At 54.6% G+C, this 26,663-nt stretch carries 22 protein-coding genes, 1 tRNA gene and 1 pseudogene; 15 read left to right on the forward strand and 9 right to left on the reverse strand.

Features of this window, described 5'->3' with window-relative positions; all coding sequences use genetic code 11:
- Positions 1-275: 275 nt before the first annotated feature.
- Complete coding sequence (locus tag LPW13_RS17585; RefSeq protein ID WP_230437297.1) at positions 276-794, forward strand: hypothetical protein; 519 nt, start codon at positions 276-278, stop codon at positions 792-794.
- A gap of 47 nt (positions 795-841) precedes the next feature.
- On the opposite strand, the gene LPW13_RS17590 is transcribed toward LPW13_RS17585, so the two are convergent.
- Positions 842-4,063 (reverse strand): DEAD/DEAH box helicase, encoded by a 3,222-nt coding sequence (locus LPW13_RS17590; RefSeq protein WP_230437298.1) that lies wholly within the window; start codon positions 4,061-4,063, stop codon positions 842-844.
- Positions 4,064-4,231: 168 nt separating this feature from the next.
- On the opposite strand from LPW13_RS17590, the gene LPW13_RS17595 reads away from it, so the two are divergent.
- The 4 genes and pseudogenes from LPW13_RS17595 to LPW13_RS17610 all read left to right on the forward strand — a co-directional run bounded on the left by LPW13_RS17595 (position 4,232) and on the right by LPW13_RS17610 (position 9,314).
- Positions 4,232-5,017: a DUF3298 and DUF4163 domain-containing protein gene (locus LPW13_RS17595; protein WP_230437299.1), complete on the forward strand. Its 786-nt coding sequence runs from the start codon at positions 4,232-4,234 to the stop codon at positions 5,015-5,017.
- Positions 5,018-5,090: 73 nt separating this feature from the next.
- Positions 5,091-6,344, forward strand: a complete 1,254-nt coding sequence (locus LPW13_RS17600; protein ID WP_230437300.1) for an MFS transporter — start codon at positions 5,091-5,093, stop codon at positions 6,342-6,344.
- Positions 6,345-6,478: 134 nt separating this feature from the next.
- A pseudogene (locus tag LPW13_RS17605) lies at positions 6,479-7,540 on the forward strand (bifunctional nicotinamide-nucleotide adenylyltransferase/Nudix hydroxylase); the annotation flags it as partial.
- 358 nt (positions 7,541-7,898) lie between these two features.
- A complete protein-coding gene (locus LPW13_RS17610) occupies positions 7,899-9,314 on the forward strand; it encodes a nicotinate phosphoribosyltransferase (protein ID WP_230437302.1) in 1,416 nt (471 codons plus the stop codon).
- 203 nt (positions 9,315-9,517) lie between these two features.
- Here LPW13_RS17610 and LPW13_RS17615 read toward each other — a convergent pair whose 3' ends face one another.
- The gene (locus tag LPW13_RS17615) at positions 9,518-10,249 is read right to left on the reverse strand and encodes an NUDIX hydrolase (RefSeq protein ID WP_230437303.1); all 732 of its coding nucleotides are present in this window, start codon (positions 10,247-10,249) and stop codon (positions 9,518-9,520) included.
- Positions 10,250-10,885: 636 nt separating this feature from the next.
- On the opposite strand from LPW13_RS17615, the gene LPW13_RS17620 reads away from it, so the two are divergent.
- From LPW13_RS17620 to LPW13_RS17660, 9 genes are all read left to right on the forward strand, one after another.
- Positions 10,886-12,169, forward strand: coding sequence for a tyrosine-type recombinase/integrase (locus LPW13_RS17620; protein ID WP_230437304.1), 1,284 nt, complete (start codon positions 10,886-10,888; stop codon positions 12,167-12,169).
- A 289-nt stretch (positions 12,170-12,458) separates the two neighbouring features.
- Positions 12,459-12,668 carry a helix-turn-helix domain-containing protein gene (locus tag LPW13_RS17625; RefSeq protein WP_230437305.1) on the forward strand — a complete coding sequence of 70 codons (210 nt, stop codon included), beginning with the start codon at positions 12,459-12,461 and terminating at the stop codon, positions 12,666-12,668.
- 375 nt (positions 12,669-13,043) lie between these two features.
- Complete coding sequence (locus LPW13_RS17630; RefSeq protein WP_230437306.1) at positions 13,044-14,414, forward strand: DUF3987 domain-containing protein; 1,371 nt, start codon at positions 13,044-13,046, stop codon at positions 14,412-14,414.
- Between the two features lie 625 nt (positions 14,415-15,039).
- Positions 15,040-15,585, forward strand: coding sequence for a hypothetical protein (locus LPW13_RS17635; protein ID WP_230437307.1), 546 nt, complete (start codon positions 15,040-15,042; stop codon positions 15,583-15,585).
- 36 nt (positions 15,586-15,621) lie between these two features.
- Positions 15,622-17,168, forward strand: a protein-coding gene (locus tag LPW13_RS17640; protein WP_407941944.1) for an IS3 family transposase whose coding sequence is annotated in 2 segments (ribosomal slippage) — positions 15,622-16,093 and positions 16,093-17,168 — 1,548 coding nt in all. Because the reading frame shifts where the segments join, the coding sequence is not laid out codon by codon here.
- A 100-nt stretch (positions 17,169-17,268) separates the two neighbouring features.
- The gene (locus tag LPW13_RS17645) at positions 17,269-17,433 is read left to right on the forward strand and encodes a hypothetical protein (protein ID WP_230437308.1); all 165 of its coding nucleotides are present in this window, start codon (positions 17,269-17,271) and stop codon (positions 17,431-17,433) included.
- A gap of 36 nt (positions 17,434-17,469) precedes the next feature.
- Positions 17,470-17,943 (forward strand): DUF5681 domain-containing protein, encoded by a 474-nt coding sequence (locus LPW13_RS17650; protein WP_230437309.1) that lies wholly within the window; start codon positions 17,470-17,472, stop codon positions 17,941-17,943.
- The gene (locus tag LPW13_RS17655) at positions 17,943-18,152 is read left to right on the forward strand and encodes a hypothetical protein (protein ID WP_230437310.1); all 210 of its coding nucleotides are present in this window, start codon (positions 17,943-17,945) and stop codon (positions 18,150-18,152) included. The genes LPW13_RS17650 and LPW13_RS17655 overlap by 1 nt, the downstream gene beginning before the upstream one ends.
- A 204-nt stretch (positions 18,153-18,356) precedes the next feature.
- Entirely contained in the window at positions 18,357-18,734 is a 378-nt protein-coding gene (locus tag LPW13_RS17660; protein ID WP_230437311.1) for a hypothetical protein, read from the forward strand.
- A gap of 386 nt (positions 18,735-19,120) precedes the next feature.
- On the opposite strand, the gene LPW13_RS17665 is transcribed toward LPW13_RS17660, so the two are convergent.
- Entirely contained in the window at positions 19,121-20,035 is a 915-nt protein-coding gene (locus tag LPW13_RS17665; RefSeq protein ID WP_230437312.1) for an InlB B-repeat-containing protein, read from the reverse strand.
- Positions 20,036-20,118: 83 nt separating this feature from the next.
- On the opposite strand from LPW13_RS17665, the gene LPW13_RS18295 reads away from it, so the two are divergent.
- Entirely contained in the window at positions 20,119-20,370 is a 252-nt protein-coding gene (locus LPW13_RS18295; RefSeq protein ID WP_377563983.1) for a helix-turn-helix domain-containing protein, read from the forward strand.
- Between the two features lie 123 nt (positions 20,371-20,493).
- Here the strand turns inward: LPW13_RS18295 and LPW13_RS17670 are convergent, their stop codons facing one another.
- From LPW13_RS17670 to rpoD, 6 genes are all read right to left on the reverse strand, one after another.
- A complete protein-coding gene (locus LPW13_RS17670; protein ID WP_230437313.1) occupies positions 20,494-21,093 on the reverse strand; it encodes a hypothetical protein in 600 nt (199 codons plus the stop codon).
- A 10-nt stretch (positions 21,094-21,103) separates the two neighbouring features.
- Positions 21,104-21,538: a Panacea domain-containing protein gene (locus tag LPW13_RS17675; RefSeq protein WP_230437314.1), complete on the reverse strand. Its 435-nt coding sequence runs from the start codon at positions 21,536-21,538 to the stop codon at positions 21,104-21,106.
- A gap of 99 nt (positions 21,539-21,637) precedes the next feature.
- Positions 21,638-21,714 (reverse strand) — tRNA-Ile (locus LPW13_RS17680).
- Between the two features lie 262 nt (positions 21,715-21,976).
- The gene (locus LPW13_RS17685; protein ID WP_230437315.1) at positions 21,977-23,920 is read right to left on the reverse strand and encodes an autotransporter family protein; all 1,944 of its coding nucleotides are present in this window, start codon (positions 23,918-23,920) and stop codon (positions 21,977-21,979) included.
- A gap of 201 nt (positions 23,921-24,121) precedes the next feature.
- Positions 24,122-24,511 (reverse strand): diacylglycerol kinase, encoded by a 390-nt coding sequence (locus tag LPW13_RS17690; protein WP_230437316.1) that lies wholly within the window; start codon positions 24,509-24,511, stop codon positions 24,122-24,124.
- Positions 24,512-24,763: 252 nt separating this feature from the next.
- Complete coding sequence (gene rpoD, locus LPW13_RS17695; RefSeq protein WP_230437317.1) at positions 24,764-26,623, reverse strand: RNA polymerase sigma factor RpoD; 1,860 nt, start codon at positions 26,621-26,623, stop codon at positions 24,764-24,766.
- Positions 26,624-26,663 lie beyond the last annotated feature (40 nt).

A 26,663-nucleotide genomic window follows, 5' to 3' on the forward strand; every position in this document is an offset into this window, starting at 1 on the left:
AGCGCCGGATCAATCTGCTCGGCAGCCGGCTCGAATTCCGTGCGCCTGGGCATGCACCGGCGCCCAACCGTGCAAACGTCAAGAGAGGGCCTATCTCCTATCCGCATTCCGACGATTTTTTCGATCGTACATGCGGGCATATGCCCAGTGAGAGCTGGGAGGAATCACCGCTCTTCTCGAGGACCTGGGATTTCTTTGGTCCCTGGTTCATCGGCCGTACGGGCAGAGTCCAATGCCGAGGGGTGATCATCCACCCAAAGGACTCCGGAAAGTCCATGAATTTTCTACACCCCAGGGCCTTCGAAAGCGCTGTGCTCGGCTACATTACCGCCGAATCAGGGCACGTTGCCGATGAGAGCAACGGAACCCCTTTCCAGCGCGGTCCACTGAATTGGCGCTCAATAGAAGATATGTCGGTTCCCGCTGTGGTATTCGACGTGCGGCAAACCAGCTACCACGGTGGAGGTAACTATCGGCTGCTGTTCTTTCCCATTTCGGCAGAGCGCATAGTCGTATTTTCCTTTTCCTATACTCAGTACTGCACCGGTCCGCTGGAGGAACGTGACTCCAAAATCAGCCCCAAGCCCCTACTGGAGCTGATCGACAATGTCATCGCAAGTATGCACTTCACTCCCTCCGCGGAACTCCAGCAAGCGATTGACGAGGTCAAGCAACAGTGTCCAGACCTCTCCGTGTCTCCTGAATGCCAGCCTCTAAAGTGGCCGGCGCATGTGGACAAGGACGGTATCACCATCGTCGAATACGACGGGAATCGTTACCCGGAATACAGCTGAAAGATAAAGGCTCTATCAGCGTGAACCAGGGTTGTGGATAACTGCAATCACGACAACAAGGCCAGCAAATCCTCACTGCTGCCCGGCAGTTTGCTCGACCGGGTGGCATCAAACAGGGAGTCTGCCAACGCCTGCTTCTGTTGCTGCATTTCATTGATGCGCTCTTCCACCGTGTCTTCCGCCACCAGCTTGTATACGAATACTGGCTTGTCCTGGCCGATGCGGTAGGCGCGGTCGGTGGCCTGGTTTTCCACCGCCGGGTTCCACCAGGGGTCCATGTGGATGACCACATCCGCAGCGGTGAGATTGAGGCCGGCGCCGCCGGCTTTGAGGCTGATCAGAAAGACCGGCACTTCGCCGTTCTGGAATTTGTCGATCGCCTGCTGTCTTTTGCGCGTTTGTCCGGTGAGTTTGGTGAATTTGATTTTCTGTGCAGTGAGCTGCTGTTCGATCAGTTTCAGAACCTGGGTGAACTGGGAGAAGATCAGGATATTCCGGCCTTCTTCCAACAGTTGCGGCAGGGTTTCCGCCAGCCATTCCATTTTCGCGCTTTCCTGAATGCCGGCGGCTTTATCCAGTTTGACCAGTCGCGGATCGATACAGGCCTGTCGCAGCTTCAGCAGTGCATCGAGAAATTCGATATGGCTTTTCGCCATGCCCTGGCTCGCCACCAGTTCGCGGATACGTTTCTCCATACTTACGCGCACGCTCTCGTACAGCGCACGCTGCTTGTTTCCCAGTTCCACATGCTGGATGGTTTCGGTTTTGGGTGGTAGTTCGGTGACCACTTCGGTCTTGGTGCGGCGCAACATGAACGGGCTGACCTTGCGTGCCAGTTCCTGTTGACGTTCTACATCGCCGTCATTTTCAATCGGGTTGCGGTACAGCCGGTTGAAAGTCTTACGCCCGCCCAGCAGGCCGGGGAGGGCAAAGTCCATCAGCGACCACAGTTCTCCCAGGTGATTTTCCAGCGGGGTGCCGGTCAGGCACAGGCGGAATTCGCTTTTCAACAGGCGTACACACTCGGCCACTTTGGTGGTGGGGTTCTTGATCGCCTGTGCCTCATCCAATACTACCAGACTGAATTTGCGTTTTTCGTAGCGGGCTTTGTCGCGTACCAGCAACGGATAGGTGGTGATCACCAGATCGCTTTTGGCTATCTGTCGGAATGCAGGATCCCGGTTTGGCCCGTGCACCAGGGTGGTCTTCAGATCTGGCGTAAACTGCGCGGCCTCGTGTAACCAGTTGCCGGTGAGGCTGGTGGGCGCTACGACCAAAGCGGGCTTTTTGAGTGTGCCGCTTTGTTTCATATGTTGTATCAGGGCGAGGGTCTGCAGGGTTTTACCCAGGCCCATATCGTCCGCGAGAATGCCACCGAAGCCATAGCGCTGCAGGAACACCAGCCAGTTGAGACCCTCCTGTTGGTAGCCGCGCAGTTCGGCGTTGAGCCCTTCGGGCGCGGGAATATTTTCCAGCCCGGAAAAGTCCTGCAGGCGCTGCATCAGTTTGCGGGTAAGCGGTGCCTTGCGCTGATCGAGGTCGGGGATATCTGCCAGTTGTGCGGCCTGGAAGGCGGGCATCAGCATGGGCTTGTCGAGCTTTTTCTCACTCAACAGGTCCGCGAGGATCGTGCGGATGCTCTGCAATGGGCTGGTGTCGACCTGTACCCAGTCGCCGTCCACGCTCAGGGTGAGTTCGTCCGGCGTGCCGGCTTCCAGCCAGTGCTCCAGCAGGGTGGCAGTGGGTAACTTGCTGCCGTCGGCAAGGGTGAGGTCGACGCCGAGTTCAAACCAGTGGTTTTTGGCATCGGCGACGGTGACGGCAAACTGCGCCTGTTTGGTTTTGAAGTGATAGCTGGGGTCGGTTTCTATCTGCCAGCCACTTTTTTCCAGTTCCGGCAGTGTCTCTTGCAGGAAATGATTCCAGGCTTCGGGAATCTCCGCCGGGCCTTTACTTTCCAGTAGCCAGATTTCCTCTTGGCCACCCAGCTCGTCCATGACGAGGTAGAAACCCAAGTCATAAATCTCGTCACAACAGGCGTGTTCGGCGTCCAGGTCGCGGGTAATCAGGTAGTGGTGGCCATCGCGCTCGCGGTTGTCTTCAATACCGGTAAATTCGTGACTGTAGGGCGCCGGAAGCGGGAAGCCGGCATAATTGAAACTGAGCTTGAGTGCCGGCAGCCGGTAGTTGCCCACTTCCAGCGTCATCAGCGTCAGCTGCGGGGCAAATTCGTTTACCCGGGTCAAGGCCGGCTCTACCGGCAACGGGAGTTGCTCTTTCGGGATCAGTTGGCGTACCTGAATGGCCATTTGCGACAGCTCTTTTTCGGATACCGGCGGCATGGCGCACAGGTGTGTAAGCTGATTGCTGGGCACCGGGGTGAGAATATCGCCGATGGTGGCGGATTCCATATCCAGGTAGCACGGTGGTGTGACGGGAATTGGCAGCCAGTCGTCAGTTGACCCCACGCCCTCCAGCTCCGGGGTCAACTGGTGCTGGCCACTTTCTTGTTTCTCCCATTGCCAGTTCAGGTTTCTGGCCGGGCCTTTTTTGATAATGCTGTCTTCAAAATAGAAACGCCCACAGTTCAGCAGGTGTACCAGTGCACGCTGACCGGATTCGCCGCGCAACTCCAGTTTCCCCATTGGGCCGATACGGGGGAGCAACTCCAGAATACTGACATCCTCATCCAGCATATGACTGGGGCGGTTCCAGCCGAGATAGGCAGACTCCGGCTGGTAATAGCGCAGCTGACTCCAGCTGCCGTCTTTTTTCAGGTAGCCCTTTCTGACGGTCAGCCGCGGGTGTGCGGGAGAAACCCGTGTATCCGGCTCGAGAAAATACAGCAGATAGTGGCGGCCGTATTCCAATACTTCCGGCTCCTGGCGCGGGGCCGCCGGCAGGTCCGCCAGCCACTGTTGCCAGTCGGATAGCGCGGTTGCGGCTTGAGCCACTTGCTGTCGTACGAGCCGCAGGTCCGGGCTTTTCCCATCGTGCGCTTCGTGGTGTAACTGCAGGGCCGTGGCCACGGCATGTTTGCAGTTGAGGGAGACCGGGCAGGAGCAGAGCCCTACCAACCTGCCACCGTCTACATCCAGCTCCACACGGTAGGTGTGTCGGGCGGAGCCCTTCACCCGTCCGAAGTAGGTATTCTGCTCTTCGTCGTAATACGCCTGCAGTACCCGTCCGCGCTCGAAATAGTCCTGCCCGCGGGCAAAAGAGCGCTCATTGGCCATTCTGTGGATATCGTTGAGGGTAAAGGTGATCAAACTGAACTCCAGGCGGCGTTGACGGTACGCAAGGGGATTTGACGTTAACCCGCCAGCTTACCACGACGACAAGTGCTCCACGACAGGTGGGGCGTCTGGAGGAGGGCGCGTTTGCACGGTATTCTGGGTGGTGAGAATCCTCGGCTTTTAGTGAACAGGACGTGTGTAATGAACAGATGGTGTAAGAAGCGTCATTGTGTGGCTCGACTGGCGTCCGGTATGGCTTTTCTCGGCCTGCTGACCTTGAATGGCTGTGACAGGCCGGGTGCCTCCAGCGAAGCCCCGTTATCGTCAGAGATCGAAGCCCGGGAATGGCGTGCGCCGAACTGTGTTGCGAAGGATAAATGCAGCACCGTATCCATCAAGCGAGAAGTATTCGCTGATCGCCCGGCATTGAATGGCGCGGTGGAACAGCAACTGCGCGAGCAACTACAGGGTAATGGCGAGTCGGCGGCGGCCGGTAGCGACGACAGCATCGAGCAGGTCGCCAAGGCATTTATTGCCGAAGCAGGCAAGGTTGCGGGTATGTCATCTGCGCCGTGGGAACTTATCGGCGAGGCCAAATCCCTCGGCCGTCGTGGCAACCTGCTCACCGTGGCGATCAACAGTTACCTGTACAGCGGCGGCGCCCACGGGATGCCGGTGACCCACTGGTTGAACTGGGATCTGGCGAAGGCATCTCAGGTTGTCCTGGCAGACCTGATTAAACCGGGCGCGGATCAAAAGTTCTGGTCACTTGCGCAGCAACAGCACGAAAAGTGGCTGGACGCCCAGAATGCGGATGCAGATTTCCGCGAAAACTGGCCTTTCGCCCGCACAGATGATTTCAGGCTGACAGATAATGGCCTGGTGTTGCTCTACGGTGTGTATACCCTCGGCCCCTATGCTATGGGCGATGTGGAACTGACCCTGCCCCGGGAGAAGCTTGCGGACGTGTTGCACGAGCACTACTGATCGCACTGGAGCGACCGCCAATCACCACGGCCTTCTGGTTTACTTCTGACTTTTTTGAATTGAGTGGGAGCGAATGGAATCCAATAACCCCGCGATCGACGCCCCCCTGTCGGGTCCCGATGAGCGCCGGCAGCGCGCGAATATCTGGCGGCTCGCCATTGCCCAGGCGCTGGCGGGCGCGAACTCCGTGGTGGTGTATGCCACCGGTGCCATTGTCGGCAATCAACTGGCGCCGACCCCGATACTGGCCACGCTGCCGTTGACAATCTTTGTGGTGGGCATGGCGCTATGCATCCTGCCGATGGGGGCAATTGCCGGCCGCTATGGTCGTCGCGCGACATTTCTGACCGGTGCGGGTGCCGGTGTGCTGGCGGGATTGCTGGCCATGTATGCGACGATGCTGGGCGGTGTGGCAGGGTTCTGGATATTCTGCGTGTCCACCTTCTTTGGGGGTGCTTACGCTGCAGTAGTGCTGTCGTTCCGGTTTGCTGCCGCCGATGCGGTGGCGCCAGCGCGCAAGGCGCAGGCGCTCTCGATGGTCATGGCGGGCGGTGTCGCCGCCGGGGTGGTGGGGCCGCAGCTGGTGACCTGGACCATGGATCTGCTGCCACAGCCGATATTCATTGCCACTTTCCTGGCACAGGCCGTGGTCGCAGCATTATCCGCTGTCATCCTGTTCGGTGTGCAGTTGCCAAAACCCACAGTCGAACAGAAGCGCGGCGGGCGCCCACTCGGCGTTATCCTGAGGCAACCGCGCTTTATCGCCGCGGCCACCTGCGGCGCCATTTCCTATACCCTGATGAATTTTCTGATGACCGCGGCACCGCTCGCCATGCATATGCACGGTCACTCGCAGGCATCGTCCAATCTCGGTCTGCAATGGCATGTGATTGCGATGTTCGCCCCCAGTTTCTTCACCGGTAAACTCATCGCCCGCTTCAGCGCCGAGCGCATCATGATTCTGGGGCTGCTGCTGATCGGTATCTCCGCCGCGGTGGGTCTCGGTGGTACGGGGGTGGCACACTTCTGGTGGTCCTTGATCCTGCTGGGGCTGGGATGGAATTTCGGCTTCCTCGGTGCCTCCGCATTGGTGCTGCAATGTCACACCGAAGCGGAGAAAACACGGGTGCAATCCGTCAACGACTTTATCGTATTCGGCCTGATGGCTCTGGGGTCCTTTGCATCCGGCGGTATTCTGAATGTGTACGGCTGGAATACCGTGTTGTGGGTGTCCTTCCCGCCGCTGGCATTGACCGTGATTGCGCTGGTGGTACTGCAGGTCAGAAGGGTACGGGAAAAATCTTCGGAGCAACCGTCAGAGGTTTAGATCGGCGGCAAGTCATCATGACTGCTGCATGAAATTGGGCCTGATATTGACCTTTAGTGTCTTAAGGTCAATAATTTGCTCGTCAACAAGGCCTTGGATAGACCGAGGCCCACGTTCACAGCAAGGAGCTTGCTGCTATGTCTCAAGACTACGATTTTGCGATTTTTATTGGTCGCTTCCAACCGTTTCACTCCGGGCATCTGAGGGTGGTTGAAGAAGGGCTTGCGAAAGCTCAGCACCTAGTGGTCCTCATTGGTTCGGCCTACCAACCACGCAATCCCAGAAACCCGTGGACACATCAGGAGCGTGAGATTTTCATCCGGTCATGCTTGTCTGAGTCCGATAACAAGCGACTCATCTGCCTGCCCCTGATGGATGTACCCTATAACGATGAGCTATGGGTGAGGAATGTACAGAATTCTGTAGCTGGCATAGTTACGGCACACCATGCAGTTCCACACAGGCCGGCGAAAATCGCGCTTATCGGCCACCGTAAAGACCAGACAGGGTTTTATTTGAGCTTGTTTCCACAATGGGAATCTCTTTCCGTAGATAACCATCGCGAAATTAGTGCTACCCCGCTGCGCGAAGGGCTTTTTGCGGACCAGGCTGACACTTTCCTCGATAATCTCATTGAAACTGAGGTTATCCCAAGCGCAGTAGGGGAGGAGATTGCTCGGTATATCGATTCCGACCCTGCTTATGGGGCCATGCGTGAGGAAATGGCCTTCATCAATCGCTATCGATCTTCCTGGGCTGCCGCGCCCTATCCGCCAACACATGTCACTGTTGATGCGGTGGTTGTGCAGTCTGGACACATTTTGTTGGTTGAAAGAAGAGCGTATCCAGGTAAAGGGTTGTGGGCGCTGCCCGGTGGCTTCGTGGATCCCGGTGAGAGGCTGGTTCATGCGTGCCTGCGTGAACTCCGGGAAGAAACTCGTCTTAAAGTGCCCGCGCCTGTACTGAAGGGATCTATCAAGCGACAAGATGTTTTCGATGAGCCCAATCGCTCTGCTCGCGGCAGAACTATCACCCATGCCTATTACTTCGAGCTCGAACCGAGTCAGCAATTACCCAAGGTGAAAGGCGGCGATGACGCAAAAAGTGCGCGTTGGGTACCTCTCGCCAACCTGCACCCACAAGAGATGTTTGAAGACCATTACTACATTATCCAGTCGCTCATTGGTGGTGGCTGAAGACATCATATGCGGGGATGCAGGTGATGAGCTGAGTATCCGCTGCATTGACTCTCCGGTACCCCGCTAACCTCAACGGCAGCCTCCCTCAGGCTGCCCTTCAGATAGCCGTATAATTTTCTATAAGCGCGATTTCAGGTTCTGCGAGGAATCAGGTGCTGATAGTCTGATTGGTCAAATTTGACCAAATGGTTCCCGCCTTAAAGTTTCTTAAAGAAAACAGCTAAATAAATTTGACATTTAAGTGTCTAAACGACACTATTATGCTGTGGGTGTCGGAAAGACACTAAATGAAAGCGATAGGCTGAACTGCGCTGGATAGACCGGCGTTAAATTATATTCACGGAGGATTTCCGCGATGCAAGACTACAACCCAATCCTGAATGTCGACAGCTACAAAACAAGCCACTACCTCCAGTACCCGGAGGGCACACAGTACGTAAGCAGCTACATCGAAAGCCGCGGTGGTCAGTTTAAAGAAGGTGTTTTTTTTGGTCTGCAGGCGTTTATCAAGCAATACCTGACCAAGCCAATCACCGCTGCTGATATTGATGAGGCCGAAGAACTCTGCACAGTGCATGGAGTGCCGTTCAATCGGGAGGGGTGGGAATACATTCTGCGCGAACATAATGGGTACCTTCCGATTGAGATACAGGCAGTCCCAGAGGGAACCGTAGTGCCAGTGCAAAATGTACTCGCTCAAGTGATCAATACCGACCCCGTTTGTTTTTGGCTCACCAGCTACGTTGAGACAGCCCTGCTGCGAGCGGTGTGGTACCCGACTACCGTTGCCACTCAGAGCCGTGAAGCGAAAAAAATCATTCAGCGGTACCTGGAAGAAACGGCAGATTCTCTCGCCGGTTTACCCTTCAAGTTGCATGACTTCGGTGCGCGAGGCACCAGCAGCCAGGAGACCGCGGCGCTTGGTGGTCTTGCACACTTGGTCAACTTCCAGGGCACCGATACGATTGCCGCTCTGACTGCAGGGCGCCGCTACTACAATGCGCCGATGGCGGGGTTCTCTATCCCTGCAGCGGAACACAGCACCATGACCAGCTGGGGCCGCGAGCATGAGGCGGATGCTTACGGGAATATGCTGACACAATTTGCCGGTGAAGGACGCCTGGTCGCTGTAGTGAGCGATAGCTACGATCTCTGGAGTGCAATCGAAAATATATGGGGTGGCGAACTCAAGGAGAAAGTCGAGAACAACGGCGGCACCTTGGTTATTCGCCCTGACAGCGGGGATCCCGTCGATGTCGTAACGCAAACCATCGAGCGCCTGATGCGTATTTTTGGCGCGCGAATCAATGATAAAGGCTACCGGGTACTCCCAGACTTTATCCGGGTTATCCAGGGCGATGGTATATCCCTCCATACCATTGAAGGAATTTTGGCCGCGATGAAGGCTCGAAAGCAAAGTGCAGACAATGTGGCCTTTGGTATGGGGGGCGAGTTGCTGCAGAAGGTCAACCGCGACACTATGAAGTTTGCAATGAAGGCGAGCGCGGTGCGCGTAAATGGACTGTGGCGCGACGTCTACAAAGATCCGATCACCGATATCGGAAAGCGCTCCAAGAAAGGTAGGTTAGCCTTGATCCGCCACGGTGATGGCCAATACCGTACCGTCCGGGAGCAGGATTTGGGGGATCGCGAGAATCTGCTGAAAGCTGTATATCGCAACGGCCAGTTGCTCATTGAGCAGAATCTCGAAACCGTCAGGGAATTGGCCGCAGTGCCAGTTACCGATGAACCACTGGCAAAAGCTGGATAATTGCACAGAGAATTAGCAGCCGGTTTATTCCGGCTGCGTTTTATTTCAGATTAAATTCTTTAACGGCTATTTGATTGAGTAAGGATTATGCTGGTCGATACACTGACAACACCCGGATGAGCCTGGAGATCGCGCAGATTCCCTGGTGGTCCAGGCGGAAAGTTGTGTAACGGTTGAGCGACTCCTGAACTTGATGTGACAGTTTACAATTCTAAGTTTCGAACAAACTTGTGGGTCCCGGAATCAGACCGCATTTTGTACAGGCTCGCTGGTCGACCTTTTTCTGTTCGCTTTTCGCCAACTTCAATGAGAAGGTCAGCCTGCTCAATCCTACGGCGAAATGACTTTTTCTGAAGTGGCTTGCCAATAATTACTTCGTGAACGTGCTGTAGTTCAGGCAAAGTAAAAGACTCTGGGAGCGCATATGCCGGCACGATACTGTAAAGTGCTTTTTGGACTAATCGTTCATGTGCACTTTGGATAATTTTCAAATGGTCGAAAGCTAGGTTCAATTTCTTGGCTTTCTCGACAGGGATCCAGTCAGTATCGCTCACGGTATCAATGTGGCTCTCACATGCCTGGTGGGCGATTAATGCTGTGTAGCACACGGTTACCGACCATCCACGCTTATCCCTTGTTGCCCCACCAAATGTACGCAGTTGCTCGATGTAAGGTGGTACAACCCCGGTCTTTTCCTTCAGCTTGCGAATTATCGTGTCCTCGAGGGTCTTGTCTTCCTCCTCGGATATAAATCCCCCAGGTAGAGCCCACTTGCCTTGCTCTGGGTGATTCGAGCGCTCGACAAGCAAGACCTTCAGTAAGCCTTCGTGGTAGGTAAAAAGCACCGCATCGACCGTTAGTAACGGCGCATCAAAGGCGCTTTTATCATACGCCGCAAGAAATTGTTTTTCGTTCATCTTACCGGAAAGTGTCAATTGGTCACTTATGGTAGCGCCAAGAAACCATGCACGCAACAGCCGTGGAGTGGCTTGATACTGTACCTCTGTTGCTAAAAGAAGACTTTGTGGCTGATCCCACGTAACTACGGAATTGAAAGATGAGGGTGTCCCGCACCTTACTCAAATGGAGTGGGACCTTGCGCGAGAGAGCGACAAACTCTGGTCTATGTGTGAATGTTTAATTTTCTGGGGGCGAACCGGGAAGGGCACGAAGGTGTCGCAATGTGACTTCTTGTTGCTACATTCACAAATTGAGGACAGATCGTCACAGGAAAAGTGGTGGGCCCTCCGGGACTTGAACCCAGGACCTGCCGATTATGAGTTTCACGTACAGGTGTTCTACCTGCCTCTATCACCTTCAATGTAAGCATATGACCTCATATAAATCAGTAGCTTACGAACATTTTAATACTACGTGCTATTGTGCGCTTCACGGTAGATTGCTTACACTGCTGCTTACATGGCCCTTCTGGAGCATGTAACAAGAGCGGTCGGCGACTGCGCCAACAGCCCCGACCGCGTGACCGACGTTCCAACTAGTAGGAGCAACGCCGATATGACAATTCTAACTGGATTCTCTGCCCCCGTGGCTAACCGCTGGAGGGCGCAGGGATGAAGCTCACAAACACAAAAGTCAAAAGCCTCCCGATTCCGACTGACAAGGGGCAGGTATTCCACTGGGACAGCGAGACGCGGGGCTTTGGCCTGCGCATCACCTCGGCGGGTAGCAAGAGCTGGATAGTTCAAGGACGTGTCCACGGAAAGACCCGCCGTTTTACGCTGGGACCGTTTGAACTGCTGTCGGCAGACGAAGCCCGGAAGCGGGCGCAGGCCAAACTTCTCGAAATGTATGATGGGAAAGACCCTCAGGTGGAGAAGAGGAAGCATAAGGCGCAGGGTGAGACGCTGCGTGAGGTGATGGAGGACTACGTCGAGCACAAACGCACCAAGCATGGTCCTCTCCGCCCAACCAGCAAAGATGACATCCGGCGCTGTGTTGAGGGCACTTTTTCAGACTGGGCGGACAAGCCTGTGGCCACAATCAGCCGCGATGCCTGTATCAGGAAGTTTCGAGAGCTATCCAGGACCGCTCCAGTTCAGACCAATCAGTCTTTTCGCAATCTCCGAGCTCTGCTGAACTGGGCGCGGGAGAAAAATGCGACCGCTGACGGGACATATCCGATTCTGCCGGTGAACCCTGTGTCTCAGATGTTTAGGAAAGGCGGCTTGGTGCAATGGAACCCTGAGAGGGCGCGCGCCACACGTATACCGAAAGACAAGATTGGCGCGGTGTGGGCGATGCTAGAGGATCACGCAAACCCTGATCAAAATATAACCACAACCTGTATCAGCGCTGATCTGATTAGTTTTATGCTGTTGACCGGGACTCGAGTTGGCGAGACGTCGAAGCTAACGTGGGATCATGTAAACCTGGACGGCAAGCTCCCGACCTTTCATCTGGCGGAAACGAAGAACCACAACTCGATAACTCTGCCAATTAGCTCAGCGCTGCACGACGTACTAGGCCGGCGCTGGGCAGGACGTCTCAAGGGCAATAAGTATGTCTTTCCCGCCCTGCGGGGAAGGAAAGGATACTTGAGCGACCCCCGTGCTTTGTTCAAGAAGGTATCCGAAGTGGCGGGCGTCCATCTCCACCCTCATGCGCTACGCCGTACGTTTGAGGACGTCGCCCAGCTTGTCGGGATTGACTCGGACAAGCGCAGGCAGCTACTGAACCACCTTGCCAGTGACGTACACGGGCAGAACTATGCCAACAACCCTGATCCGGGGGTGCTTATGCCTGCCATGAAGAAAATTGGTGAGTGGATCACGGACCAAGGTGGCATAGCGCGGGCAGCCGCTACGGGTGAAAACGTGATAGCGCTGAAAGCCTAAAGCAGGCGTTCTTGTTTTGAAACGCCTGCTTCGCTAAGTTGATGTTTTCAAAGGGAAATCCAAAAAATAGTGCTTGCGAACATGTAGAAGAGCCGTTAACGTAAAAGCACAATTTGTTTTCGCTATCCAGTTAAGCGTGATGCAATGGCCGCTAAAGCGGTTTAGCTGGACTCTACACAACGCATGGGCAGTGTCGCGGAATTCGGGCAACCAAGAAACGGGTTGCCAGTTTCGCTGCACTGCCCATTTTTCGTTTTTGGTAGTGCAGCAAAGAATCAAGGGTAAACCTATGAATCTGCTCACTACTGAACAAGCTGCAAAATTCCTTTTTGGTCCTGAGGGCAAGAAAGGTACTTTGGATCAGTGGCGTTACCGAAAGGTGGGCCCGAAATTCCGAAAAGTGGGAAAGCTAGTGCGCTATGCCGAGGCCGACCTGCTGGAGTACCTAGAGCAACAAGCCCGCACTGGAACCAGTCACCAAAACCTCCAAACTTACTGAACATGGTATGTCACAGACTATGTTCAGCACCGACTTTTTAGAAGTGCGCCAACCCTTTACCGTCACTCCCGGCGGGTCGAGTAACTGCGCTGTAAACAAATCACGAAAAAGGGCCACTGAAACGCACTGTCTGGCAAGACTGTGGCGCGATTCAGTAGCCCTTTGCTCGACAGGAGTGATTCAGTATGCCGAACGGAAATAATGTAGAGCAAACTCCCGTGGTGAAGCAAGGTACAAGCGCAGCTACACAAAGCGGCGCGCAGGTCCCGCAGCATGTAGGCCAAGGGGGGTAGCACTGGCGAGGGGGCGAAAGTGGCCCCAGCCGCCGCACAGGGAGCGCAGTGGGGGGAGCCCAGTGCCGCGCATGGAAAGCAAGTGGCGGAAAAGCTACTTGCCACCCAGGGACACCGGCAGTGGTTACTGGCAGAAGATGAATGGCCTATGCAATGGCCTCTCGGGGTTGCAGGAGAACTAGCAAAGTCAATCTACTGCGCCAGCTATTTACCACAGCAAGAGGTCTCCATTTTGGCAACCCTCGCACTGCTGTCAGGTGTGACAGGTCGGGTCTATCGAACTCCTACGAATGCAACCCTTAGCCAATACTACCTGTTGGTTTCAAAGACCGGCACTGGCAAGGACGAGTTGCACAAGCATATTCCCCCGCTGATCCGTTACTCGAAAATGCCAGCGGCGGATAGGTTCATCATGCAAGAAAGGTTTGTCAGTCGACAAGCTCTGCACAAACGCCTTCTGGAAAGTCCGGGATTTCTGGCAATGCACCCGGAAGTCGGTAAAAGGTTCGCCACAATAGCCTCACCAAGAACCCAAGGAGGGCCGGATCATGAATTCGGGAATATGCTCACAGAAGCATATGAAAAGCAATTTCTAGAGGGCATTACTAGAGCCAAAGCCGAGGATTCGTTCTCGGGTGTCGAATGGCCTGCCTTGTCCTTCGTAGGAGACACTACGCCCGGAGCGCTCTACCGAGCGTTGACCCCGGAAATGATGGAGGACGGATTCTTCTCTAGGTTTCTGACTATGACGGTGACCACAGATAGGCCGCAGTCAAATAAAGAGGGGATATTATATCTTGATCCACCCACTCGTAGAGCTTGGGTGTCCCTTGTTGGGCAATCGCTAACTTTAGACCGCGCCCAACCTCTACAGCCTATAACAGTTGAATATGGTCCAAGTACCGAAGAAAGGTTTGATGAGTTTGAGGAGAAGTGCAGACAAAAGGTCATCGCCGCAAATAGAGATGACGACATTACCGGTGCGGCGGTTTGGAACCGGGCGCATATCAAGGCACTAAAAGTCGCTTCGCTTCTGGCAGTAGCTGATAATTGCCAGCAACCAAAAATCAATCTTGCCAATACTGTATGGGCGATAGGACTCGTGCAACGGGATGCTCGCACCTTCCTCGATCGAGTAGAGGCTGGTGATGTTGGGGATGGGGACGATGTGAGGCAGAAGAAGGTTCTTGAAATTTGCAAAAGGGTCATCATTGGGGAGCTAAAAGGAGGACTGCCGGATCATAATCCTCAAGTAATTCCGCGTAGAGTGATTCAATTAAACACCTGCAAACTCGCACCTTTTAAAAATCATAGAGATGGAGCTACTAGGGCAATGGAGGCAGCTATCAAGTCTCTGGTCGACGATGGGTATTTGTGGGAGAAGGACAAGATCAAGGCCGCGGAGGAGTTTAGTTATCAGGGGCGGTGCTTTCAATTGTTACGTGTGGAATAGTTACTCACCAATCAGCGGGGCCGGAATAGCTCCGCTTTCTTGAGCGCAGGATGGGAACATTTATGACCACAATTTGCGAGTTGCTACACTGTAGCAACCCCACACTTTCCTGTAGTAGCTTAGGGGTTCGATAAGTGGCTATTTTTACTGGGCTTTTTATTTCCGTAGTAAATATAGTAATTGTAGTAGGGGGCTGTAAAGGGGCGTAGGTATACATATAATTCTAAATTTGGCCGTATAAAATATGAACAATAAACTATTAAATATATACCTGCCTACTACACTTACTACACTACTACAAACATACTTACACATCCCAGTTTTACTGGGTTTGGGGTGTAGTGCGGGCGTATAAAAATTTCACTACGCGCACTACAACACGCCGAAGGCATCCATTCCAAAAATTGTGGTTATAACCCAATCTTCACCCGCCCAGAAATGCCATGGAGCTTCCGCCACTGGTACAGATCGCAGCTTATTCCAGAACAAGAAACTGGTAATAAAATGGGCGGAATATGTTCTTTGGTGATAAATACCTGTTTCTAATAAGTTTATTTGGTGATGTTTTTTGTTTTCGTGCATGCTTGTAAGCAATAAGTAATTTTTTTCAAGAAAGGAGCGCGAAATGTCTATCAACAAGGAAGTGAAAAGCTACGTTTCCCCAACACTACACCCCGGCAACATTACCGGCATGAAAAATTATAGCGATGAAACGCAGGGGTTTGTCGACCACGCTGCCGAGGCGTTGAGCGAGTGTTATCAATCCGTTGCCGCGGTGATTGAAGCACGGAAAAAGATCCGGCTCGACGATAGCAGGACTGACCGCGCCAAGGTTATCCAGACGGCGGAGCTTGCGGATAAGTATTCCGAGAGGGCGCGCAAGAAGGCTGAGCTGAGCTGGCAAAGATTGACCGATGGTATCAACTACACGGAAAAGGAACTTACAAAGCCTGTCGAGGAGTATGCGGGTATTGGAAATGTGGCAACTGAAATCCGCGCCCATTTGAAAAATATGAAACAGGGCGAGCGGATGAAATTTCTATCTGAGGCGCTGGATAAGGGAGACGAGCGCACTATCAAATCCGCTCTTGGCGCTCCCGGATATCTGTCTGGAATGGGTGAGCCTGAACATACCCCCTGTGTCAGGATAGATGTCGCGCTCACTTTCTAACCAGCAATGTATCAGGGGGTGGTAACAGAGTGAAGGATGCCACGATATAACGATGGCTTTAAAGAACGCACTGTTCAGATGATGATGCCGCCGAACGCGAAGTCGATAGCGGAGGTTAGCCGGGAAACCGGCGTTTCAGAGCCAACCCTGTACAATTGGCGAAATCAATTTCGTGAACAGGGTGTAGCCGTGCCAGCTGATCCAAAGAACCCCGAAAATTGGAGCGGGGAGAGTAAATTCGCCGTAGTCCTTGAGACCGCAGCGCTGAATGAAGCCGAGCTGGCGGAGTATTGCCGCAAGAAAGGGCTCTACGCCGAGCAGATACAGCGCTGGCGTGAAGCTGCGATTAGTGGGGCCGGTAGTCGCGACCAGATGTCCATGGAGGAGCGGCGCGACCTGCAGAAAGAGCGCAAGAAAAGCCGCAAGCTAGAGAAAGAGCTCAAGCGCAAAGAGAAGGCGCTGGCGGAGGCGGCTGCGTTACTGGTGCTGCAAAAAAAGGCCCAAGCCATCTGGGGGGAAAGCGAGGACGAATGATCGCCTCGGAAGACCGTCAGGTGGCGATAGAGCTTATCGAAGAAGCGGTGACGGCAGGCGCTGCCCGGTACAAAGCGTGCGCGGTATTGAACCTCACTGTGCGTACCCTGCAACGCTGGGAGAAAGCATTGCAGGAGCGAAGCTTGGTCGATCAGCGCAAGCGCGCGGCTCAGGCACGTACCCCGGGTAACAAGCTCACTATCGAAGAGCGACAAAAGATACTGGCAGTCTGCAACCAGCCGGAATACCGCAGCCTTCCGCCATCACAGATTGTCCCGATGCTGGCCGATCAAGGAATCTATATCGGCTCTGAATCCAGCTTCTACCGCGTATTGCACGAAGCGAATCAGCTGCACCGCCGAGGTAAGGCGGAGGCGCCACGTAACGTCGCGAAACCGAATGCGTACCTGGCAGATCGCCCGAACCAGGTGTGGAGCTGGGATATTACCTTCCTAGCGTCCAGTGTAAGAGGAGCCTTCTACCGGCTGTATCTGATACTCGATGTCTTCAGCCGCAAAATAGTGGGCTGGGAAGTGCATACTGAAGAGTCGTCAGAACATGCCAGCACCCTGATTCGCAAAGCGCAGCTTGCGGAGGGCGCCGTCAAGAATGGATTGGTTCTGCACTCAGACAATGGTGGGCCGATGAAGGGCGCCACCATGCTGGCCACATTGCAAAAGCTCGGGGTGGTGGCATCGTTCAGTCGGCCCTCAGTGAGCAATGACAACCCGTACTCGGAGAGCTTGTTCAGAACCTTGAAATACGGACCGAGCTATCCGAGCAAACCGTTTGAGAGTATCTCCGCAGCAAGGCAATGGGTTCATAGCTTCGTGCAGTGGTACAACAATGCACATCGCCACAGCGCGATCCGCTTTGTGACGCCGAGCCAGCGTCATAGTGGCGAAGAGATTGAACTACTAAAGCGCCGTAAAACCGTGTACGAAGAGGCGAAACGGAAGAACCCGAGACGGTGGCCACGCCACACCAGGAACTGGAATCCTATTAGAGGCGTCTGGCTTAACCCACCACAAGAAAAACAAGCCGCTTAACCGCTGATCGCGACATCTTCTTTGACAAACACCGCATACCCATTTCACTCGCCTTTACCACACTAAAGCATCTCCGCAACTGGTCGCCCGCATTGATGCGATGAAGGAGGCGAGAGAAAAGCTGGAGCGGGCAAAAGATGTCTTTCTTGGTGAACTGGAAAAAGCAGTCGGTGCAAACCGCTTTGAAGTGGAGCGCCTAAAAGCTGCCAACAATGCGGCAGAGGAGGCTTTGGTGATGAAGCAGTTCGAGCCTATGGAAAATTGATTCTTTGCTGTATTCAATCGTATCAAGGTATTCATCATGACTGAACCAAAAACCAATCAGCCAGAGTGGATGGAGAACTGGAAGCCAGACCCAGATGCACCTAAGATCGGCAACCCAAACTGGTGCAAAGGAATGCCGTCTCCGAACCCCGCTGGTCGCCCTCGTGGGCTGAAGGACAAGCGTACTCGGGTCACGGAAAAGCTGCTCGAAGAGGCGCAAAAGATCGCTGATGTGGTAATCGAGAAAGCCAAGAAAGGAGACATTCAAGCAGCAGCGCTGATCCTTGGGCGGACTACTCCCACGTTGAAAGCACAGGCTGAGAAGGTCAATTTTGAGTTTGATGCATCCGCACCCATGACCGACCAAGTGCAGGCAGTGTTACAGGGTATCGCGGATGGCGAAGTGTCCCCCGACACTGGGAAGCAGATCATAGAGGCAATATCTGCGCTGGCAGGCATCAAGCAAATCGACGAGCTGGAGCAGCGCCTGGCAGCACTGGAGGGGCGATAATGATTATCGCAGCTAGACCGTCGGTGATGATGTACCTCAACCCCAAACCGATACCGGCGCACAAGCTGCCGCCACCTTTTGGTACTGACCCGGCATACCTGAAAAAACTGCTGGATGGGGCGGTCGAGCAAATGCTGCTGGCGCACGAAGATGGATGGTTGCCCTACTGGGAATATATCGAAACTGTTAAACGACAACTGAGGGGGTGAGCAATGGGAAATCTCAAATGGGTGGATGATTTTATGAAGGCTGCTGCACCCCCCAGTAACTGAAAATGAGCCGACCCTACAGCCGCTGGCGAATACAAGGCTAGAGCTAATTCTCCAGCTTGAACACGCCAAAGAGCAGCCACAGACCCCTGTGGTCAAGGCGTACATAGCTGAAGCAAAAAGCAGACTCGGGAGGGCTTAACAATGAAACGAAATCCTTATGGATCACACGAAATTATCGACGAGGGTAGGGCGATTCTATATACCGATAATCCCCGAACCCGCATTGTTGAAATGAGCTACGATGGCCACAAGTTTTATATCGAATCGACCAGCTATCACCACGCTGTCACCGAGGCGATAAAGGCTCTGCACCAATATAAATTCGTCATGTATGAAAGTGTGGGGCTCTACCCGCCAGTTGGTGAGCGCGCAGTTTTAATTTGTGTTGACCCGCCGCACAACGAGCAAGAGCGGGGGCGCAGGCTGGACGCTTACCACAATATGAGAGCCCACCTACGAAGGGTTGTTTTTGGAGCGCAGGCATATGAGAAAGCCTACGGCCCTATTGCGCCGCATTGAGGCACTAGAACAGCGCCGGGGCGCCCTAGCGAACCGGCCGGTAATGCTGGTGCCGCGCCTGATGACCTGTGACGAGTGGGAAGCCACAGCGGCCATTCAGCAGGAGATTTTGAAAAAGAACGTCAAGACACATGCGGCGCCCGACTACAGTGGTCTCCCACGGCTGCGGCTGGTACCTCACCTTAAGCAGCTGAGACTTCGATAACCACAATTCCCTCCCGCGACGTCCTACAGGAAACCGACGGACGCTAAACCATCGGAACCAGTTGGGGCAGCTTGGAATCCTGTGACCCAACCTTCGGCGCCCCGTGGCAGCAATGTCGCGGGGCGCTGTCGTAATGGGGTTGCAGTTACCACTGGCAGAAGAAGCCTATTACTTGCATAGTCTACTCTATTGGTCTTTGCGATTTATCGGTTACATAGTAGCGAAACATGATTGGATATTGAGACTGCTGGTCATCTATTGAGATTTCACAGAATGAGTCTTCTTCCGTGGGGTCTGGTGCCACTTGGTAATGACCATTTTCCATGTCAAGCCAGCTAAAGTTGTGGCAATCTCCATAGGAGTCCCATTCGGAACCGATCTGCTGGGAATCTTCCCTTTCTATCTGGCCAACGTGATCTTCTTCATAATCCAGAAGAGCTACTGGGTTGTGCTGATTTTCGGTGTCAGGCAAATGCTCCAGATTGACAAACTCAAATGATTCACCATTCTCGCGACTGTAAATAAGTACTGGCTTGGAGTGTTCGGGGGTCTTGGTCTGCATGTATCGAGACTCACCCGGTGATAGCGATAAATAGATAGGTGTTATTTCCTGGCGGCTAGGGTCATCCAAAAATTGGGTGTCTAGTATCGCCCAAAAAAATAGACCATCGCACCGGTTATGATTCGTGATGGTGAACTGGTTACTCGAGGATTGCCAGTCGTACCCAATTTCTGCTTCCGTGCCATCGCTTTCTTCGCAGGGGATTTCTTCAAATCGAGCAAAAAGCTCTCTATCTTCCGTAACGGTAAATTCCAATGAGGGGCTGGTGGATATTTCCTGTTGACCTTCCTCCCAGCTAACAAACCTATACCAATCTGCCGGGGTGGCTGTCAGAGCTGCCGTTTCACCTTCGTTGTATTCCCCGGTGCCCTCTACTTCTCCCGATATGTCCTCGGATACAGTTGCCGTTATGGTGTATGTAACCGGCGCTGGCGGTGGGTCTGGCGGGGTATCATCGGGTGAATTACCCTCTCCACCTCCACCGCACCCCGGTAGGAGAACTACAGCCAGTACAGAGCAGATGATGCCTTTCATTTTTATTGGTTCCCTATGCTGATATTGATAGAACGTGCCTATAGGCCGTGGACTATAGGCTACAACAAAACGACATTCGCTGCATGGCGAATGCAGATACCCCATCAATCGGCGCAATCTTCGGAGACGTTATCAGGCGGCGTCGTGCCGATATAGGCATATCTCAAGAAGAGCTTGCTCATCGGGCGGGTGTCGATAGGACTTATGTGTCTCGGATTGAGAGGGGTGTACGTCAGCCAACAATCACCACGCTTATTGGCCTGGGGCTGGCTTTGGAGGTGTCAGCTTCTGAGCTGGTGGCCGAAGTCGAGAGAATCTATCTGGCTGCTCGATAGGCTCGGAATAAGCAGGCTAGGTATTTGGTGTGGTTAAGAGGCACCGTTTATGGCGCTGGGGGCCGCTGTGCCGCCGCACAGGCGACGATCGAGACTCTGCGTGGGTGGTGCAGTGACTATAGGTTAATTGCTAACTGGGTAAATTCGGTGGTCTCGCTCCCACCAAACGAAATGAAAATGTGCCTGAAGAATGAAGCCCCAAGCTCGCTTTGTTCCTTCCAGACGAAAACGGAAAATATTGTCTGCGAACTCTTCTAGATCCAGGTCAATCCATCTAAGTTGAGCTTCATCGACAAGCTCCTCAAACTCGTGCCCGTGATGCATTTTGTGGCCAGACTCAGAAGAGAATTGGTCTATTTCTGCCCAGGTTAGCTTTTCGAACTCGAGAAACTTAGGTGAGATTTCATTGTCCCATTCATGTTGTCCCCAAGCTCTGGGTTCTCCCCATGACCATGTTCCATCTTTATCTGAGCGTGATATACACCAGGTTACCTGCTCCCCGAAGCGGCTACCGGATTTCACTGCCCTAGGCTCTTTGGCTTTCTCAACTTCCGCCCGCTGCAGATGGGGGGCAAGATGGGGAATTTTATCTACTTTGGGCTCATCTAAAAATCTGGGCTTGTCATCAAGCTGTACTTGCTCTAGCAGCTTCTTTTTAGCTTCCTCAAATTTTTGCTGCTTTGCAGCCTTTCGTTGAAGCCGCTTTTCCCTCCTACTGACCATACTTACTATCTTAGAGAGATGAGTAATATTCGTGGATAGAACCTTGAGGGATTACCTTAGTAGAGGAAGCGCTAGGAGGAAGGCCATCGCGGGCGAGGAGCCAAGGGTCTTCCTGATGAGTAAGGTTGCTCAGCCATTGCGCGGTTTTATCACCGTAGAAACCTAAAACCTTTCCGATATTCTCTTTTTGAGCATCAGTGAGATTGTCAGGATTTCCGTCCTTAAAGAGTGTGCTATTTACTTTGAATAGGCCGCGATGCCGAGCGTATAGATCGGGTAAAACAGGACCGTTAGCCCAAGCTTGGAATTCGTCGGCAAAAAGAGGGTCTTCCTCCCATACCATATTCCACGCTTGTGAATAGTACATGAGCTTTTGGAGCTTCATGGCAGACATCTCGCCCATGACATCGGTGATATAGCGTGCGATATCGAATATTGTAGCCATGTCCGTTCCCCAGGGGTCCTGTGATAGAGCTATCTTGCAGGAATGTGTTTGCAGTGTAGCAAGTCGATAGATGGTCTGTGCGCAGTATAACTGCTTTAATGGTGGGCCCAGCAGGACTTGAACCTGCGACCGATCGATTATGAGTCGAGCGCTCTAACCAACTGAGCTATGGGCCCCTTTTCTTTATGAAAGCTTACATACTGCTTACACATGTGATTCTAAGGCAGAATCTATGGGTTTGTAATCCCTTGTTTTTATTGTTTTTTCCTGTCTTGTGGTCCTTTAGCCCATTCTATTATGAGTCGGATGCTCTAACCAACTGAGCTAGGGGCCCACACAGGAGACGCGAGCAAGGACTTGCGCGCGGATTGGGAAAGTACTCGATTTTCCCCGCCAAATCAACGCCTTGCCGCGCTATATCGTGCTCTGATGAGACGGCTACCAGGCCCAGTTGAACCCCAGGCTGGCGCTGCCCCCGGACCAGTCCAGGTCGTCCAGGGAGCGCTGGAAGCCGATATTGAAAAACGCGCTCCCCAGTTTGTGCTCCAGCAGGACCACGCCGCCACCAAACTCCGCCCAGGTGGAGCGTCGCTCCATATCCAGTTGCAGGTTGGCATTGAATAGCAGTTGGTCGTTGCCGCCGAGGGTGTGCCAGAGGTTGCCGTAACCGTAAAAGCGCAGGTGCTGGCCGGCGATTTCGCCGTCGTTATTGTAGGCGCGCAGGCCGGCGCGGAAGTTGGCTTCCGGCGTCTTATCCGACTCTACCCAGGAGATGCCATCGTTTAATGCACCCAGGTTGCTGTAGTTCACTACTGCCTGTAACTGGGGTTCCAGGTTGAAGCTTTCTGTGGCCTGGTAGGTCAATCCTTTTTCAATGGAGGCGGTGAGCTGCGGGCCATAGATCGTGGTATCGACGCCGCGGGAAGAGCGGCTTTCCAGTTCCAGGTAAGCGACTTTCAGGGTGATATCGAAGTAGCTCATATCCGGCCGGTAGTCGTTGAAGTAGTAGCCGATATGGGTGCTGGTGAGTTTGTTGCTGCCGGAGGCGTAGTTGCTGAAGCCGCGGGCAAAGCCGGTGACGTCTCCACTGGCGCGCGTGCTGCCAAGGAAGATGCCGGACTCCCGTGCGCCGCCGGTGCAAGTGGGACCGGACCAGAGATTGGTACCCACCTGAAAGCCGGTGATGTCTCCGTCAAAGCGGTTGTCGATATCGCCGGACCAGTTGTAGTCCGCGGTCATATGGTGGATGCGAATCCAGTCTTGGTTGATGCCGTCAAACCAGCTGCGCTGCTCTCCCCGCCGTTTGTGGTAGCTGCCGATTTCCTGCAGGGAAGTAACACGGGCGAGGGATTTGGCCTGGGCGTAGAGGGGGATTTCCGGGCGGTAAAGGCGGATAGGTTCGCTGCCTGCTGTGGGTAGTGCGATGACAGAATCTTCGGGATGGCCGGTATCGATAACTTCGGTGTCTGAGTGTGCGGCCAAACGTCCGCCATCGGTGTGACCGCCAAATGCGAGGACGTCGACGTCGGGCTGGGGGCTGGTGGCAGGCGTCTCGCCGGGCTGCACCGTAGACCGCAGATACCAGTTGTCTTCGTCCTGCGGGTCGCCGGTGCCGCGGAACAGGTAGTACTCGTAGGGGCCGGCGGAAATGCCCCGGGGCATATAAAAGGCGCCGGTACTGGTGGTACCACCATTGCGGGTCTCTACTACCATAATGCCATCGTTGGTTTCGGTGCCACTACCGGCCAGACGCTGGAACACCAGTTCGGTAGTGCCGCTGGCATGACCGCCATCGATGATCACGCGGTCGGCCGGGCTGTCGTCATCCCCCGCGACCATATCCATATAGATCCGGCCGGAGCCGCGGTAACTGCCGTCAATGAGCAGCTGGTTGGCGCTGGTGCCGCGCATGTCGATGGTGCCGCTGTTGATGATGCGCACCGGCTGGCCCGAACCGGGGCGGATGCCGGTGCTGAAGTAGGGCAATAACAGGGTGCTGCTGCGGTCGATCTCCAGGCTGCTGTCGAGGCTGTCGCTGTCGCCGAGGGTGAGATCGCTATCGAGCTCTAGCTGACTGCCGCTGCGCAACACGATGTGCTCCCAGCGTTTCAGGCGGGCAGGGTTGTTCAGGGTGACGCCGTTCAGGTGCAGCCGGTCGCGCCCGGTGCCGCCGTCGATCAAGGTGACGCTGCTGCCGGCAATGCGGCTGTCGCTATCGAGGGTGAGTTGATTATTGCCGGCATCGAGGATGATGTCGGCTGAGGCACCCATCGGCATCAATGACCCGATCAGCGCGGGCACGGCGACAAATGGTGCAAGTATTGTGGGGAGCTGGGCAGGGGCACAGGCAAAGAGCGCGGATCCCGCACGGCGATACGACATAGTTCCATCCCTGGTTCGTTATTGGCAGCTTCGCAAATCCTTTGCGATGCCTTACTGCTGGGGCAACAAAACTGTTACACATCGGGTGGTACGGCAGTGCCAATAATCTTAGCCAAGGGGAGGGGGGCGGCAGGCTCCAGTGGCGGGTCGGGGGAAATTTTGTCGGGGTTTCCCGCCTGTATGCCGGAGCCCGGGTATCGGTCAGGGAATCCAGCGTGGAAGCAGGATACATCCCCAGGTGGTCAGCCACAGTAACAGGGAAATAGAGACGGCAGCGGAGCCGGTATCTTTGGCAATTTTCGAAAGTGGGTGTTTCTCCGCGCTGACGCGATCCACCACCGCTTCCACCGCGCTGTTGAGCAGCTCCACGATCATCACCAGCAGGGTGACGCCGATCAGCAGCGCGCGCTCGATACCGCTTTCCCCCAACCACAGGGCGGCGGGAATCAGGAATATCGCCAGGGAAACTTCCTGACGGAATGCGGCTTCATTGCGCCAGGTGGCGATCAGGCCGGCCCAGGAATAGCCAGTGGCATCGATCAGGCGGGAAATGCCGGTCTTACCGGGTTTGTTCACGAACTGCTCTTCCATTGTTCTCTGTCAATCTCTGTTGCGGGCGGGTTCATCGGTTTGTAACAAAGTGGTCGTCCACAAAAAAGCCCGGCTAACCGGGCTTTTTTAGTATGGACCTGGGGCGACTCTAAATCTACTGCGCGTGCGCCTGGCGGCGTCCGGCGGTGCTCGGCTGCTCATGTATTAACATACACTCCGCTGCCTGCGCTCCGGCGGCCACCACCAGCCGCCCGCTCGCTACGATTTATAGGCGCCCCTTCCTTATAAGACTCACTCGTCCAGGAAGCTGCGCAGGTGTTCGGAGCGCGAAGGGTGGCGCAGTTTGCGCAACGCCTTGGCTTCGATCTGACGGATACGCTCGCGGGTAACGTCGAACTGTTTGCCCACTTCCTCGAGGGTGTGGTCCGTGTTCATGTCGATACCGAAACGCATGCGCAGCACCTTGGCTTCCCGTGCGGTCAATCCGCCGAGCACCGAGCGGGTGGCATCGTGCAAGCCGGTGGAAGTCGCGGTGTCGATCGGGGAAGACTGGTTCTGGTCTTCGATAAAGTCACCCAGGTGGGAGTCTTCATCGTCGCCGATCGGTGTCTCCATGGAGATCGGTTCTTTGGCGATCTTCAGTACCTTGCGCACTTTGTCTTCCGGCATTTCCATGCGCTCGCCCAGCTCTTCCGGCGTGGGTTCGCGGCCCATCTCCTGCAGCATCTGGCGGCTGATACGATTGAGCTTGTTGATGGTCTCAATCATGTGCACCGGGATACGGATGGTGCGCGCCTGGTCTGCAATGGAGCGGGTAATTGCCTGACGGATCCACCAGGTGGCGTAAGTAGAGAACTTGTAGCCACGACGGTATTCGAACTTGTCGACTGCCTTCATCAGGCCGATGTTGCCTTCCTGAATCAGGTCCAGGAACTGCAGGCCGCGGTTGGTGTATTTCTTGGCAATGGAGATCACCAGGCGCAGGTTGGCCTCGACCATTTCTTTCTTGGCGCGACGGGAGCGGGCTTCGCCGATGGACATGCGGCGGTTGATCTCTTTGATCTGGCCGATTTCCAGCTGTGCCTTTTCCCGTGCCTGCAGCAGTTTACGCTGCGAGCGCTGAACCTCTTCGGCAACCTGACGCAGGGCGTCGGAGTAGTCGCGCTTCTTCTTGATGATGGACGGAATCCAGTCATCGTTGGTCTCGTTGCCGGGGAACTCCTTGATGAAGGTCTTGCGCGGCATACGGGCACGCTTGATGCAGAGGTTCATCACGCTGCGTTCCTGCGCGCGTACTTCGTCGAGGATGTTGCGCACGGAGGTGTACAGCGGATCGAACTGGCGCGGGGCCAGTTTGAAATAGCGGAACACTTCGGCAACGTCTTCCAGCGCCTTGCCGGCCTCTTTGGAGTCGCGGCCGTGCTTCTTGATTGCGGCGTCAGCTTTCTTCTGGGCGGCAATCAGGGCGTTCATGCGCTCGGCGAGCTCTTCCGGATCGATACCACCGACATTTTCATCTTCCTCTTCGTCAGAGGTGTCGTCGTCATCGTCGCTGTCGCTATCTTCTTTCTTTTTGGCCGCTTCGGCAGCCTGCCCCGCCTGGGCACCGGGAGGCACTTCGTCGGCCGGGTCGAGCCAGCCGGCGATGATGTCCGGAATACGGCGCTCTTCTTTTTCGATCAGCGCGTATTCGTCGATGATGTGTTGTACGGCGCCGGGCCAGTAGGCGAGGGCGGCCATCAGCTCACGCAGGCCTTCCTCGATACGCTTGGCAATGGCGATTTCGCCTTCGCGGGTGAGCAGCTCCACGGTACCCATTTCGCGCATATACATGCGCACCGGGTCGGTGGTTCGGCCAACGTCGGATTCAACCGCGGCCAGGGCGGCGGCGGCTTCGGCGGCGGCGATTTCATCGGCGGAGCTATCGCCTTCGGCCATCAACAACTCTTCGGCATCCGGTGCTTGTTCAAACACCTTGATGCCCATGTCGTTGATCATGCCAATGATGTCTTCCACCTGATCCGGATCGGAGATGTCCTCCGGGAGGTGGTCATTCACTTCCGCATAGGTGAGATAGCCCTGCTCTTTACCGCGGGCGATCAACTCCTTGATACGGGAAGTGGTCTGCTGATGCTGGGTTTTGTCGGTCATGCACAACCCTGAATTCTGGGGATTGATAGTCGGGACTTTT

Origin of the sequence: Microbulbifer celer (assembly GCF_020991125.1) — a bacterium.
Lineage (GTDB): Bacteria > Pseudomonadota > Gammaproteobacteria > Pseudomonadales > Cellvibrionaceae > Microbulbifer > Microbulbifer celer.

Bases quoted from the DNA above. Each gene is read 5' to 3' on its own strand.
- LPW13_RS17585 (WP_230437297.1), top strand. From the start codon at position 276: ATGAATTTTCTACACCCCAGGGCCTTCGAAAGCGCTGTGCTCGGCTAC.
- LPW13_RS17595 (WP_230437299.1), top strand. From the start codon at position 4,232: ATGAACAGATGGTGTAAGAAGCGTCATTGTGTGGCTCGACTGGCGTCC.
- LPW13_RS17600 (WP_230437300.1), top strand. From the start codon at position 5,091: ATGGAATCCAATAACCCCGCGATCGACGCCCCCCTGTCGGGTCCCGAT.
- LPW13_RS17610 (WP_230437302.1), top strand. From the start codon at position 7,899: ATGCAAGACTACAACCCAATCCTGAATGTCGACAGCTACAAAACAAGC.
- LPW13_RS17620 (WP_230437304.1), top strand. From the start codon at position 10,886: ATGAAGCTCACAAACACAAAAGTCAAAAGCCTCCCGATTCCGACTGAC.
- LPW13_RS17625 (WP_230437305.1), top strand. From the start codon at position 12,459: ATGAATCTGCTCACTACTGAACAAGCTGCAAAATTCCTTTTTGGTCCT.
- LPW13_RS17635 (WP_230437307.1), top strand. From the start codon at position 15,040: ATGTCTATCAACAAGGAAGTGAAAAGCTACGTTTCCCCAACACTACAC.
- LPW13_RS17645 (WP_230437308.1), top strand. From the start codon at position 17,269: ATGAAGGAGGCGAGAGAAAAGCTGGAGCGGGCAAAAGATGTCTTTCTT.
- LPW13_RS17650 (WP_230437309.1), top strand. From the start codon at position 17,470: ATGACTGAACCAAAAACCAATCAGCCAGAGTGGATGGAGAACTGGAAG.
- LPW13_RS17655 (WP_230437310.1), top strand. From the start codon at position 17,943: ATGATTATCGCAGCTAGACCGTCGGTGATGATGTACCTCAACCCCAAA.
- LPW13_RS17660 (WP_230437311.1), top strand. From the start codon at position 18,357: ATGAAACGAAATCCTTATGGATCACACGAAATTATCGACGAGGGTAGG.
- LPW13_RS17665 (WP_230437312.1), bottom strand. From the start codon at position 20,035: ATGAAAGGCATCATCTGCTCTGTACTGGCTGTAGTTCTCCTACCGGGG.
- LPW13_RS18295 (WP_377563983.1), top strand. From the start codon at position 20,119: ATGGCGAATGCAGATACCCCATCAATCGGCGCAATCTTCGGAGACGTT.
- LPW13_RS17670 (WP_230437313.1), bottom strand. From the start codon at position 21,093: ATGGTCAGTAGGAGGGAAAAGCGGCTTCAACGAAAGGCTGCAAAGCAG.
- LPW13_RS17675 (WP_230437314.1), bottom strand. From the start codon at position 21,538: ATGGCTACAATATTCGATATCGCACGCTATATCACCGATGTCATGGGC.
- LPW13_RS17685 (WP_230437315.1), bottom strand. From the start codon at position 23,920: ATGTCGTATCGCCGTGCGGGATCCGCGCTCTTTGCCTGTGCCCCTGCC.
- LPW13_RS17690 (WP_230437316.1), bottom strand. From the start codon at position 24,511: ATGGAAGAGCAGTTCGTGAACAAACCCGGTAAGACCGGCATTTCCCGC.
- rpoD (WP_230437317.1), bottom strand. From the start codon at position 26,623: ATGACCGACAAAACCCAGCATCAGCAGACCACTTCCCGTATCAAGGAG.